The sequence below is a fragment of the Stenotrophomonas sp. C9D9 genome, from assembly GCF_056491205.1.
Genome location: NZ_JBSZIF010000006.1, coordinates 19439 through 31401, shown reverse-complemented (window position 1 = coordinate 31401; position 11963 = coordinate 19439). Strand labels below are relative to the sequence as shown.

Annotated in this window: 11 protein-coding genes and 1 pseudogene; 9 read left to right on the top strand and 3 right to left on the bottom strand. The window is 66.6% G+C overall.

Going from position 1 to position 11963, the window contains the following annotated elements:
- Positions 1–12: 12 nt before the first annotated feature.
- Positions 13–986, bottom strand: a pseudogene (locus ACXI0D_RS15590) (FKBP-type peptidyl-prolyl cis-trans isomerase N-terminal domain-containing protein).
- Between the two features lie 96 nt (positions 987–1082).
- Positions 1083–1670, bottom strand: coding sequence for a glutathione peroxidase (locus tag ACXI0D_RS15585; RefSeq protein ID WP_049443313.1), 588 nt, complete (start codon positions 1668–1670; stop codon positions 1083–1085).
- Positions 1671–2036: 366 nt separating this feature from the next.
- On the opposite strand from ACXI0D_RS15585, the gene ACXI0D_RS15580 reads away from it, so the two are divergent.
- From ACXI0D_RS15580 to ACXI0D_RS15550, 7 genes are all read left to right on the top strand, one after another.
- A complete protein-coding gene (locus tag ACXI0D_RS15580; RefSeq protein ID WP_080347456.1) occupies positions 2037–2273 on the top strand; it encodes a hypothetical protein in 237 nt (78 codons plus the stop codon).
- Positions 2274–2275: 2 nt separating this feature from the next.
- The gene (locus ACXI0D_RS15575; RefSeq protein WP_005410261.1) at positions 2276–2635 is read left to right on the top strand and encodes a GntR family transcriptional regulator; all 360 of its coding nucleotides are present in this window, start codon (positions 2276–2278) and stop codon (positions 2633–2635) included.
- Positions 2635–3510, top strand: a complete 876-nt coding sequence (locus ACXI0D_RS15570; protein ID WP_479642775.1) for an ABC transporter ATP-binding protein — start codon at positions 2635–2637, stop codon at positions 3508–3510. Before ACXI0D_RS15575 ends, ACXI0D_RS15570 begins: the two co-directional genes overlap by 1 nt.
- Positions 3507–4535 carry an ABC-2 transporter permease gene (locus tag ACXI0D_RS15565; RefSeq protein WP_014037765.1) on the top strand — a complete coding sequence of 343 codons (1029 nt, stop codon included), beginning with the start codon at positions 3507–3509 and terminating at the stop codon, positions 4533–4535. The genes ACXI0D_RS15570 and ACXI0D_RS15565 overlap by 4 nt, the downstream gene beginning before the upstream one ends.
- Before the next feature lie 25 nt (positions 4536–4560).
- Positions 4561–5448, top strand: coding sequence for a DUF4097 family beta strand repeat-containing protein (locus ACXI0D_RS15560; RefSeq protein WP_049443187.1), 888 nt, complete (start codon positions 4561–4563; stop codon positions 5446–5448).
- Between the two features lie 30 nt (positions 5449–5478).
- Positions 5479–6084, top strand: coding sequence for a DUF2884 family protein (locus tag ACXI0D_RS15555; RefSeq protein WP_119006505.1), 606 nt, complete (start codon positions 5479–5481; stop codon positions 6082–6084).
- A 106-nt stretch (positions 6085–6190) separates the two neighbouring features.
- Entirely contained in the window at positions 6191–6616 is a 426-nt protein-coding gene (locus ACXI0D_RS15550; protein WP_042358832.1) for a hypothetical protein, read from the top strand.
- A 70-nt stretch (positions 6617–6686) separates the two neighbouring features.
- On the opposite strand, the gene ACXI0D_RS15545 is transcribed toward ACXI0D_RS15550, so the two are convergent.
- The gene (locus ACXI0D_RS15545; protein ID WP_119006506.1) at positions 6687–8114 is read right to left on the bottom strand and encodes a class II fumarate hydratase; all 1428 of its coding nucleotides are present in this window, start codon (positions 8112–8114) and stop codon (positions 6687–6689) included.
- Between the two features lie 294 nt (positions 8115–8408).
- Between ACXI0D_RS15545 and purB the strand changes: the two genes are divergently transcribed.
- Together purB and ACXI0D_RS15535 are read left to right on the top strand one after the other, a co-directional pair.
- Positions 8409–9776 carry an adenylosuccinate lyase gene (gene purB, locus ACXI0D_RS15540; protein ID WP_119006507.1) on the top strand — a complete coding sequence of 456 codons (1368 nt, stop codon included), beginning with the start codon at positions 8409–8411 and terminating at the stop codon, positions 9774–9776.
- Between the two features lie 771 nt (positions 9777–10547).
- Positions 10548–11960, top strand: a complete 1413-nt coding sequence (locus ACXI0D_RS15535; protein WP_479642774.1) for a ribosomal protein uL16 3-hydroxylase — start codon at positions 10548–10550, stop codon at positions 11958–11960.
- Positions 11961–11963 lie beyond the last annotated feature (3 nt).

Sequence of the window (11963 nt, the reverse complement as noted above, 5' to 3'; positions counted from 1 at the left end):
CTCCGTGGTTGCTTACGGCAGGACGCCCAGCAGCTCGACGTCGAACGTCAGAGTCGCGTTCGGGCCGATCGGGCCACCCGGGGTACCGTTACCGTAGGCGAGCTCGCCCGGGATCCAGAAGCGGTACTTCGAACGCACCGGCATCAGCGCGACGCCTTCGGTCCAGCCCTTGATCACCTGGTCGCAGGCCCAACTCAGCCGGCTGGCGACCGTAGGAGCTGTCGAACACGGTGCCGTTGAGCAGCTTGCCTTCGTAGTTCACGCGCACCTTGCTGCTCGGCAGCGGACGCTCGCCGCTACCCGGGCGGATGATCTGGTACTGCAGGCCCGACGGGGTGGTCACCACGCCCGGCTGGGTCTTGTTCTTGGCCAGGAACGCGTTGCCTTCCTCGCGGTTGGTCTGCGCGGCGGCGGCGGCCTTGGCCTGCATTTCGGCCTGCTTGCTGCCCATGAAGGCCTGGATGGTGGCGGTCGCGTCAGCTTCCCATCTTCGGCTGACCCTTGCTCAGGCCGGTGCTGATCGCGTCAAACAGCGAGGCGACATCGATGTCGTCCTTCAGCTGTGCCAGCGACGGGCCGACCGAGTACGAACCGATCATCTGCGACACTTTGACGCGATCGACCTTCGGCGGCTGCGAACCCGGCGCCATGCCCGGCACCTGCTGGCCACTGCGGGCCATAACGACCTGGCGCAGCGCGGCATCGGTGGCCTTGGCCTGTTCCTGGGTGATCTGCGGCTGCAGGCCTTCGAACGAACGCTCCACGGCGGTGCGCAGCGCGGCCACATCGATCTCATCGGCGATCGGGGTGAACGACTTGGCGACATCCAGGCCGATGGCGTAGCCGAGCTTCTGCTTGGGGGAATTCAAGGTTGCGGTCTCCTTGGCGGCCGCGGGGGCAGCCGGTTGTTGCGACAGAGCGACACCCGAAGTGCCCATCGCCAGAATCAGAACCGACGCCGCGGCGCCGCGCATTCCCATCTTCATTCGCTGCATTCCTGGAAGTGTCTGGGCGCCGACGTCGGCGCGAAAGTAAACATTGTCGCACGCATGCCCGAGATGTCGAGGCATCCGTGCCGGATATCAATGCGTAGCGGCGGCGGCCAGCGCCTTGTCGATCGCCGCGGTCAGCTGTGGATCGTCCGGCGTCACCTTGCTGGCGAACTGGGCGATGACCTTGCCATCACGGCCGACCAGGTACTTGTGGAAGTTCCAGCCCGGCGCCACGCCGGTGGCTGCGGTCAGCCGCTGGTACAGCGGCGTGGCCTGCGCACCGACGACGTGCACCTTCTCGAACATCGGGAACTTGACGCCGTAGGTAAGCGTGCAGAAATCCTGGATCTGCTTCTCGTCACCCGGCTCCTGGCCCTTGAAATCGTTGGACGGGAAACCGAGCACGGCAAAGCCGCGGCCGGCATAGCGCTTCTGCAGCGCCTCCAGGCCTTCGTACTGAGGGGTATAGCCGCACTTGCTTGCGGTATTGACCACCAGCAGTACCTGCCCGTGGTAGCGCTGCTGCAGGTTGACCTGCTGCTTGCTGGCCAGCGGGCGGTACTCCAGGTCCAGCAGATCGGCCGCCAGCACATGGGCGGAACCGGCCAGGCCGGCCACCAGCAGGGTCAGCAGGGACAGGCCGCGCAGGCGGCGCGGGATAACGGTCGGCAGAGGCATCGAGAACAGTCCGCGGTAGCCATTCACAGGGCCGGCCGGTAGCGGCCGGGAATCGGCCGAACTATAGCACCGGGCTCCGTTCCCCCTTGTTGCGGCGAGCGCCACTGGCTTTGCGTGGCGTGGCCTTTCCCGGCAGGACCCACCAGCAACGGCGCAGGGATGACATAGCATGGACAACACTGAATGGAAGGCAGGGCTTGATCGGCCCGCACGACAATTTTATTTCCCTTTTCAATCAAAGAGATAAGGGGATATTTCAGCAACTTGACCACCCGTGCCATCAGTTGGGGACGGCAAGGGGTTGCACGTAGGCGTGCCGGTGTTATAGTTGCATACAACACCAGTCACCTGAGACAGGGGGAAGCCATGAACGCCCGGATCCGTCGCAACCTCACCGCACCCGCGGCCGCTGCAGTTTCGACCCTGATCGTGCTGGCCTGGCTGGCCATGCCAACCACCCCCGCCTCCGCCGACAGTGCGCAGGACGCGTCCGTTTCACCGGCCGGGAACGCCGATCCCTCCCCCCCTCCCCCGCGTCGGCTGCACAGCTCCCTGTCCATGCCGTATTTCTCGTTCGCACAGCCGCTGACCCCACGGAGCTGAATATGAGCGACATCCAGTGGAGCGACGGCGCTCCCATCTACCGTCAGTTGAAGGAGCGCGTGATCGCCATGATGCTCGACGGAATCCTCAAGCCGGGCGATGCCCTGCCTTCGGTGCGCCAGGTGGCCGCCGACTACCAGCTCAACCCCATCACCGTTTCGCGCGCTTACCAGGAACTGGCCGATGAAGGCCTGGTCGAGAAGCGCCGCGGCCTGGGCATGTTCATGACCGAGCAGGCGGCCACGCAGCTTCGCAGCAGCGAGCGCGAGCGCTTTCTCAACGAAGAATGGCCGGCGGTGCTGGAGCGTATCCAGCGCCTGGGCCTGAGCCTCGACGAATTGCTGCCCCAGGGGAAAGTCTGATGAATAGCACTGCAAGTGAACCGGTCATCACCGCCCGAGGCCTGCGCAAGGCCTACAAGACCACCGTTGCCCTCGACAATGCCAGCTTCAGCATTCCGAGCGGGCGCATCGTCGGCCTGATCGGGCCCAACGGCGCCGGCAAGACCACCGCGCTGAAGGCCATCCTCGGCCTGACTTCGGTGGAAGGTGAGCTGAGCGTGCTCGGCCGCGACCCGCGGCTGCACCGCGACGAGCTGATGAACGACATCTGCTTCATTGCCGACGTCGCCGTGCTGCCGCGCTGGTTGAAGGTCCGCGAGGCGATCGATTTCGTGGCCGGCGTGCACCCGCGCTTCGACCGTGCCCGCTGCGAGCGCTTCCTGGCCAACACCAAGCTGCAGCCGAAGCAGCGCGTGCGCGAACTGTCCAAGGGCATGATCGTGCAGCTGCACCTGGCGCTGGTGATGGCCATCGATGCCCGCATCCTGGTGCTGGACGAAACCACCCTGGGCCTGGACATCCTGTACCGCAAGGAGTTCTACCAGCGCCTGCTGGAAGACTATTTCGACGAACAGAAGACCATCATCGTCACCACCCACCAGGTGGAGGAGATCGAGCACATCCTCAGCGACGTCATGTTCATCCGTGATGGCCGCATCGTGCTCGATGCAGAAATGGACGATGTCGGCCAGCGCTACACCGAACTGCTGGTCAACGCCGACCAGCTGGAGACCGCGCGGGCGCTGAAGCCGATCGACGAGCGCAGCCTGACGTTCGGCAAGACCGTGATGCTGTTCGATGGCGTGCCGCGCACCCAGCTCTCCACCCTTGGCGAGACCCGCAGCCCGGGCCTGGCCGACCTGTTCGTCGCCATCATGAAGGGGACCTACGCATGAATGCCGTCAACCACCCCGTCAGCCCGATGGGCACCCTGCGCTGGCTGCTCAAGCGCGAGTACTGGGAGAACCGTGGCGGCTTCCTGTATGCGCCGCTGATCGCCGGTCTGATCTCGCTGGTGATGAGCACCGTCGGCATCGCCTTCGGTCTGTTTGCGCTGAACCGTGCAGCCCGCAACGGTGCACTGCATGTCGACGGCGAGAGCGTGAACATCAACGGCCTGGACCTGGCCCTGCTGACCCGCGACATCAGCGCCAAGGACCTGACCGACCTCGGCAACGGCCTCGACCTGACCCTGGTGCTCAGCTCGGCCTGGCCGTTCCTGGTGTTGGCCTTCGTGGTGTTCTTCTACTGCCTGGGCGCCTTGTACGACGACCGTCGCGACCGCAGCATCCTGTTCTGGAAGTCGCTGCCGCTGTCGGACACCCAGACCGTGCTGTCCAAGGTGATCAGCGCACTGGTCGTGGCCCCGCTGATCGCGGTGATCGCCGGCATCATCACCATGTTCGGCTTCATGCTGGTGATCAGCATCGTCGCGCTGATGCACGGTGGCAGCCCGATGACCCTGATCTGGGGCCCGGCCAGCCCGCTGACCCTGGCCGCCGGTCACCTGGCCTGGATCCCGGTCTACGCCCTGTGGGCCCTGCCCACCGCCGGCTGGCTGCTGCTGTGCTCGGCCTGGGCCCGTACCAAGCCGTTCCTGTGGGCAGTGATGCTGCCGCTGTTCGCCGGCGTCATTGTCAGCACCACCAAGGTGATGCCGCTGATCGGCCTGACCACCGGCTGGTTCTGGCAGAACATCGTCGGCCGCCTGTTGCTGGGCGGCGTACCGGGCACCGACCTGGTGTATCGCCTCAGCGCCGAGGAAGGCACGCGTCGCGATCTTGAATCGGTGGTCAGCCTGATGTCGCCGGCCTCGCAGCTGAAATCGCTGGCGATGCCGGAGCTGTGGATCGGCGCCGCCGTCGGTGTCGTGTTCATCGTCCTTGCCATCCGCCTGCGCAAGCGCGCCGGCGAGATCTGATTCCATCCACCCGGAGGCACCACCCATGCGTTCCCTGCTCGCCTGTTCTGCGTTGTTGCTGTTGCCGCTGTCGGCGCTGGCCGCCGATGCTCCGAACTGCAAGTTCACCGCCGCCCGCACGCTGAAGCTGGATGTGGCCGGCGCCAAGGCGGTGGTGCTGGAGGTGAACCAGCATGACCTGAAGGTCGTCGCCAGCAAGGGCGGTGGCCAGCTCGATGGCCGCGCCTGTGCCTCCAGCCAGGAATGGCTGGACCAGCTGGTACTGGACCAGCGCAGGGAAGGCGACAAGCTGGTCGTCAGCCTGCGCCGCGACGGCCGCCACAGCGGCATCAGCCTGGGCAACAGCTATGCCTGGCTGGACATCCGCGGCAGCGTGCCGGACAACCTGCCACTGCAGCTCAAGGTCGGCTCCGGCGATGCCAGCGTGGACAACGCCCAGTCGCTGAGCGTGGACGTCGGCTCGGGCGACGCGATCGTTCGCGGCACCCGCGGCAGCATCCACGCAGCGGTGGGTTCGGGTGACCTGGACATCGACGGCGGCGGCTCGCTGAACCTGCTGTCGCTGGGTTCCGGCGACGTCAAGGCGCGCAACATCGGTGGCGATGCGGTCACCGGCACCGTCGGTTCGGGCGACCTGAAGATCAGCGATGTCCGCGGCAACGCGCGGCTGGACACCGTCGGTTCCGGCGATATCGGGTTCAAGCGCGTGCAGGGCAACGTCGAGGTCGGCGTGGTCGGCTCCGGTGATGTCGATCTGTCCGAGATCGGCGGCAACGTGCATGTGCGCAGCCATGGTTCGGGGGACATCCAGGTCGATGGCGTGCGCGGCAGCCTGACTGTCGACCACAGCGGCAGCGGCGATGTCGGCCACCGCAACGTCAGCGGCACGGTCACCCTGCCCCGCAACAAGTAACCGCCACCCGACCGATTCGAGGGAATTGCCATGAACCTGCTGCGCGTGCTGCCTGCCACCCTGCTGTGCCTGCCGCTGATCGCCTGCGGCGGCACTTCCTCCACGCCCGACAAGACCATCGGCAAGAGCGTCGCCGAGGCCACCAGCGGCGTCGGCCAGACCGTCAAGGAGGCCATGGACGATGCCCGCAAGGAAATCACCGAGGGCAACATCAAGATTTCCGCCTCCAACCAGCCACAGGCCGAGATCACCCCCGACGGCCGTCTGCTGATCGACGGCAAGGATGTACCGGCCGATGCCAACCAGCGCCGCCAGCTGCAGGCATACCGCAGCCAGGTGGTGGCCGTGGCGAATGAAGGCATGGAGATCGGCCTGGCCGGCGCCAAACTCGGCACCGATGCTGCCAGCGAAGCGCTGAAGGGCATCTTCAGTGGCGACAGCGATGGCATCGAGAAGCGGATCAACGCCAAGGCGGCGAAGATCGAGGCCCAGGCAAAGCGCATCTGCGAGCGCCTGCCGGCGATGCTGGCCAGCCAGCAGGCGCTGGCCGCATCGCTGCCCGCGTTCAAGCCCTACGCAACGATGGACCAGAGTGACGTCGACGACTGCGGCAAGGACACCGTGGTCCAGCGCTAGGCCTGTGACAGATCAGCGCACCCGGCCGGCAGTGGCGCCCTGCTGCCGGCCGCAGTGCGCCGACCGGCTTACAATGGCGGCCCCGGACGCCCCCGAACCGAATGCCATGAAGAAGTTGTTCCTGCTGCTGGCCGCCCTGCTCTGCCTGGGCCTGGTCGGCTGTGACAAGGATTACCGCAACCACCGCGCCGAGCGCGGCAAGCCCAAGATTTCCGTCAGCGAAGGCATGGTCACCGTGCGTCGCCCGCCGGCACCGAACATCATCATCCTCGGCGATGGCTCGATGAAGGTGGACGAGATCCAGATCCCGCTGGACGAGGCACAGAAGCAGATGCTGCAGACCATGTTCGGCAAGCTGCAGGTGCTGCGCCAGAACACCCTGGTCGCCGCCCCGGCCGATCCCAACATGCAGCCGGTGAAGATCCAGCCGCCGGAGGGCATGGAGGTGATCCCGGCCGACCTGATCCAGCGCATCCCGGAATTCAAGGATTACACCGACACCTTCGGCAACATCGTCGCCGACCGTCGCTGAAGAAAAACGCCGCCCAAGGGCGGCGTTCCTGCGTGTGGTGGGTGCGGACCTTGGTCCGCACGCCGTTCGATCAACCGCCGCCGCCACCGCCCCCCGCCTGGATGCCACCGGCAGTCAGCGCGGCCGGGTCCAGCAGGCGGCGCAGCTCGGCTTCGTCCAGGCCGCTGTCCTCCAGCGCGACGTCCAGCACCGGGCGCTGTTCCTTGTAGGCACGCTTGGCGATGGCCGCCGCCTTCTCGTAGCCGATGATCGGGTTCAGTGCAGTGACCAGGATCGGGTTGCGCGCCAGCGCCTCGGCTACACGGTCTTCGCGCACCTTCAGCCCGGCAATCGCGCTGTCGGCCAGCAGGCGGGACACATTGGCCAGCAGGCCGATGCCATCCAGCAGGTTCACCGCGATCAGCGGCAGGGTGACATTGAGCTGGAAGTTGCCGGTCTGCCCGGCCACGGTGATCGCGGTGTGGTGGCCGATCACCTGCGCGCAGGCCATCACCGTCGCCTCCGGAATCACCGGATTGACCTTGCCCGGCATGATCGAGCTGCCCGGCTGCAGCGCCGGCAATTCGATCTCGCCCAGCCCGGCCAGCGGACCGGCGTTCATCCAGCGAAGGTCATTGGCGATCTTGATCAGCGCCACGGCCAGTGCATTGAGCTGGCCCGACAGTTCCACGGCATCATCCTGCGCGGCCAGGCCTTCGAACTTGTTCTCGGCGCTGTCGAACTTGAAACCGGTCTGCTGCTTCAGCGCCTTGGCCACCTGCGCGCCGAAGCGCGGATCGGCATTGATGCCGGTACCGATGGCGGTGCCGCCGAGCGGCAGGCGACGCACGCGCTTGAGGCTGTCTTCGATGCGCTCCTGCGCCGAGGCCAGCTGTGCGGACCATGCGCCGAACTCCTGCTCGAAGGTCAGCGGCATCGCATCCATCAGGTGCGTGCGGCCGGTCTTGACCACCTTGCGCAGGCTGCGGCCCTTCTTGTCGAGGGTCTTGCGCAGGTGCACCAGCGCCGGCAGCAGCTGCTCATGCGCCGCCAGTACCGCCGATACGCGCAACGCGGTCGGGATCACGTCATTGGAGCTCTGCCCCTGGTTGACGTGGTCATTGGGGTGCACCGCGGTCTTGCCGGCCTTGCCGGCACGATTGGCCAGGGTGGCGATGACCTCGTTGGCATTCATGTTCGAGGAAGTGCCCGAACCAGTCTGGTAGACATCGATCGGGAACTGCGCGTCCCAGTTGCCGGCGGCCACTTCGGCGGCAGCGGTCTGGATGGCCTTGGCCACGGTCTTCGGCAGATGGCCCAGCTCGGCGTTGACGCCGGCAGCAGCGCCCTTGACCAGGCCCAGTGCACGGATGAAACCGCGCGGCATGCGCTGGCCCGACACCGGGAAATTCTGCACGGCACGCTGGGTCTGCGCGCCCCACAGGGCGTCGGCAGGCACCTGCAGTTCGCCCATGCTGTCATGTTCGATTCTGAAACCCTTGCTTGCAGCTTTGCTCATTGCATCAACTCCGCACTACTTCAGTTGGGGAAAGGGAAGCGGCGGCTGGCAGGGTGTCGCTTCCCGGGCTGGCGGCTGCGCCAACGATACTCCCTTGCCCGTAGCGTGGGATGACGAGGACGGGCCAGATCGTTCCGTCTGCACGGCCGTTCCGCACGCGCAAGGGGTAGTGCCGGCTGCTGGCCGGCACTCCATGGAATCGTGGGCCGGGCGTGGTAGCCGGCCAGCGGCCGGCACTACCTCACCGGCACGTCGTAGAATATCGGCCCCGCCGCTCGTCCCAGCCCTGCCGACATGTCCGATTCCGCCCTGCTCGCCCTGTCCCCGCTCGATGGCCGCTATGCCGGCAAGGTCGACGCCCTGCGCCCGATCTTCTCCGAGTACGGCCTGATCAAGGCCCGCATCACGGTCGAGGTGGAATGGCTGCTGGCCCTGGCCGCCGAGCCGGGCATCGTCGAACTGGCGCCGTTCTCCGACGCCGCCATCGCCCGCCTGCGCGCGCTGGCCGCCGGCTTCAGCCCGGCCCAGGCCGCGCGCGTGAAGGAGATCGAGCGCACCACCAACCATGACGTCAAGGCGGTGGAGTACTTCATCAAGGAACAGCTGAAGGACGACGCCGAGCTGGCCCCGGCGCTGGAATTCGTGCATTTCGCCTGCACCAGCGAAGACATCAACAACCTCAGCTACGGGCTGATGCTGGAACAGGCGCGCCGCGAGGTGCTGCTGCCGACCCTGGACGGCATCGCCAGCACCCTGCGCACCCTGGCCCACGCCCATGCCGGCCAGCCGATGCTGTCGCGCACCCACGGCCAGACCGCCTCGCCGACCACCCTGGGCAAGGAACTGGCCAACGTGGTCGCCCGCCTGGAGCGCCAGCGCAGGCAGATCGCCGCCGTCGAACTGACCGGCAAGATCAACGGCGCGGTCGGCAACTACAACGCCCACATCGCCAGCTACCCGGACGTGGACTGGCCGGCCTTCGCCGAGCGCTTCGTGACCGGCCTGGGCCTGGTGTTCAACCCGTACACCACCCAGATCGAGCCGCACGACAACATCGCCGAGATCGGCGATGCCGCACGCCGCGCCAACATCATCCTGATCGACCTGGCCCGTGACATCTGGGGCTACGTTTCGCTGGGCTACTTCAAGCAGCGCCTGAAGGAAGGCGAAGTCGGTTCGTCGACGATGCCGCACAAGGTCAACCCGATCGATTTCGAGAATGCGGAAGGCAACTTCGGCATCGCCAACGCGCTGTTCGAACACTTCAGCGCGAAGCTGCCGATCAGCCGCTGGCAGCGTGACCTGACCGACTCCACCGTGCTGCGTGCGCTGGGTACCGCGTTCGGCCACAGCCAGGTGGCACTGGATTCGCTGGCCAAGGGCCTGGGCAAGCTGGAAGTGAACCCGCAGCGCCTGGACGCCGATCTGGACGCGGCCTGGGAAGTGCTGGCCGAGGCCGTGCAGACGGTGATGCGCCGCCACGGCCTGCCGAATCCGTACGAGCAGCTGAAGGCGCTGACCCGCGGCCAGGGCATCACGGCCGAGTCGATGCGTGCGTTCGTGCAGGGGCTGGAGCTGCCGGCGGATGCGAAGCAGCGTCTGCTGGAGATGACCCCGGGCAGCTACACCGGCCTGGCCGAGTCGCTGGCGAAGAAGATTTAAGGGTTTCCTTTGCGGCGGCGGCCGCGGGCGCTGCCTGCGGGAGGCTTTACTGCAACGGCAACAGCAACTGCAACGTCAAAGGCGGCTCTGGGTTATGCCGTGCTTGGCGGGGCGGGTTGGGTTCGCGGGGGACGCCGTGAACCCGTCCCTGGGGGCTTGGCCGCGGCATCCATGCCGCGGACACCCCCGCGAACCCATCCCGCCCCACCTCTGACAGATTTCCGGTGACGGATCGAAGAGCATTGGGTTATCGAGATGGAATTTGAAAGAGGGACGCGGCTTCGCCGCGTCCCTCTTTTGTTTGTCCGATGGGGTCAGGAGCATGAGCAAGCGCAGCGCGCGACCCGCTGTTGCCTTTGATCTTCTTCCATTCCGTGGCGGGCCGCGCAGGAAACTGTCAGGGGACGGGCGGGTGGGCCATGCAGGGGCGTTGGCGCCATGGATGGCGCCATCGAGCTTACAGGGGTGAAGGCGCTTTGCTTGCGAAGCACTGCTTCGCAAGCGCCTGAACGCACAGCCGCCAGCGACTGGGCCGGGCCCCGGAGGGGGACTTGCAGCGTCCCCTGCATGGCCCACCCGCCCGGCCCAGCTCATGAAGACGGTCGACTAACAGTCGACCCTACCAAGATGTCGCCACAAGGGGCTCCGCCGTTGGCCGGACACCCCGCGACAAACCCGCGCACGTGCGCAATCCCCACGAACGGCGGACAATGGACATCTCAGGCGGTCCGCCACACCGCCCCTCCCGCTTTCCGCTGCAAGGATCCCCCCATGGCCGCCCGTAAATCCACCGCCCCCGTCATCGAAGTCACCGCCCGCCCCGGACAGCCGCTGGGCATGTCCCCGGCCGTGTTCCTGCGCGACTTCTGGCAGAAGCGCCCGCTGCTGATCCGCAATGCCTTCCCGGACTTCCAGACCCCGGTGCAGCCGGAAGACCTGGCCGGCCTGGCCTGCGAGGAAGGCGTGCTGGCGCGCCTGATCGAGCACGACAAGACGCAGGACAGCTGGCGCGTTCGCAGCGGCCCGTTCCAGGAAGACATCTTCCCCGCCCTGCCCGACCACGACTGGACCCTGCTGGTGCAGGATGTCGACAAGTGGGACAAGGACGTGCGCGCCCTGATCGAGCACTTCAGCTTCCTGCCGCGCTGGCGCATGGATGACGTGATGATCAGCTTTGCCGCCACCGGCGGCTCGGTCGGCGCCCACGTCGACCAGTACGACGTGTTCCTGCTGCAGGCCCATGGCCATCGCCGCTGGCAGATCGACGCCAGCGAATCGATCAAGGGCAAGCAGCCGCCGCTGGGCTTCCGCCCGGACGTCGAACTGAAGCTGCTGAAGGTGTTCAAGCCGACCCACGACTGGGTGCTGGCGCCGGGCGACATGCTGTACCTGCCGCCGAACGTGCCGCACCACGGTGTCGCCGAAGATCCCTGCCTGACCTTCTCGTTCGGCATGCGCGCACCGGCGTCGGCCGAGCTGATCAGCGACTACCTGGACACCCTGATCGCCGATGCCGACGAGAACATCCGCTACCAGGATGCCGACCTGAAGGTGCCGGCCGACCCGAACGAAATCGATACGGTGGCGATGGCACGGGTGATCACCGCCCTCAACGCCATCCGCATGAACGACTCGGACAAGCTGGGCGACTGGTTCGGCCGCTTCATCACCACCTACCGCGCCGCCGGCGAAGTGATGGCCCACCAGGCCGCACCGGCCGCGGAGGAAGTGGTCGAAGCGCTGGCCTCGGGCCTGCTGCTGCAGCGCCACCCGTGGGCCCGCCTGGCCTGGCGCCGGGCCAAGCGTGGCGCCAGCCTGTACGTCAGCGGCCAGGACTTCGCGCTGCCAGTGAAGGACGCGCAGCGCCTGGCTGGCGCCGAACAGCTCGATGCCGCCGCTTATCGCGGCCTGTCCGACAAGGGCCGGGCCGTGGTCCAGCAGCTGCTGGTCGGTGGTGTGTTCCAGCTGATCGACCCGAATGAGGTATACGAGGCCGAAGACGAGGAAGACGGCGAGGATGCCGTGGTGCTCGGCGAGGTCGTCGAAGGCCGCGACCGCGTGGATGCGATCGACGCCGATGCGGTGTCCGACGATGTCCACTCCGTGACCGTGCACGACGACGGTATCGAGGTCATCGTCAACTTCGAGGACGACGAAGAAGACGACAGCGCCGGCCGGGCCTGAGCC

Bases quoted from the DNA above. Each gene is read 5' to 3' on its own strand.
- ACXI0D_RS15560 (WP_049443187.1), top strand. From the start codon at position 4,561: ATGCGTTCCCTGCTCGCCTGTTCTGCGTTGTTGCTGTTGCCGCTGTCG.
- ACXI0D_RS15565 (WP_014037765.1), top strand. From the start codon at position 3,507: ATGAATGCCGTCAACCACCCCGTCAGCCCGATGGGCACCCTGCGCTGG.
- ACXI0D_RS15575 (WP_005410261.1), top strand. From the start codon at position 2,276: ATGAGCGACATCCAGTGGAGCGACGGCGCTCCCATCTACCGTCAGTTG.
- ACXI0D_RS15570 (WP_479642775.1), top strand. From the start codon at position 2,635: ATGAATAGCACTGCAAGTGAACCGGTCATCACCGCCCGAGGCCTGCGC.
- purB (WP_119006507.1), top strand. From the start codon at position 8,409: ATGTCCGATTCCGCCCTGCTCGCCCTGTCCCCGCTCGATGGCCGCTAT.
- ACXI0D_RS15545 (WP_119006506.1), bottom strand. From the start codon at position 8,114: ATGAGCAAAGCTGCAAGCAAGGGTTTCAGAATCGAACATGACAGCATG.
- ACXI0D_RS15550 (WP_042358832.1), top strand. From the start codon at position 6,191: ATGAAGAAGTTGTTCCTGCTGCTGGCCGCCCTGCTCTGCCTGGGCCTG.
- ACXI0D_RS15585 (WP_049443313.1), bottom strand. From the start codon at position 1,670: ATGCCTCTGCCGACCGTTATCCCGCGCCGCCTGCGCGGCCTGTCCCTG.
- ACXI0D_RS15535 (WP_479642774.1), top strand. From the start codon at position 10,548: ATGGCCGCCCGTAAATCCACCGCCCCCGTCATCGAAGTCACCGCCCGC.
- ACXI0D_RS15555 (WP_119006505.1), top strand. From the start codon at position 5,479: ATGAACCTGCTGCGCGTGCTGCCTGCCACCCTGCTGTGCCTGCCGCTG.
- ACXI0D_RS15580 (WP_080347456.1), top strand. From the start codon at position 2,037: ATGAACGCCCGGATCCGTCGCAACCTCACCGCACCCGCGGCCGCTGCA.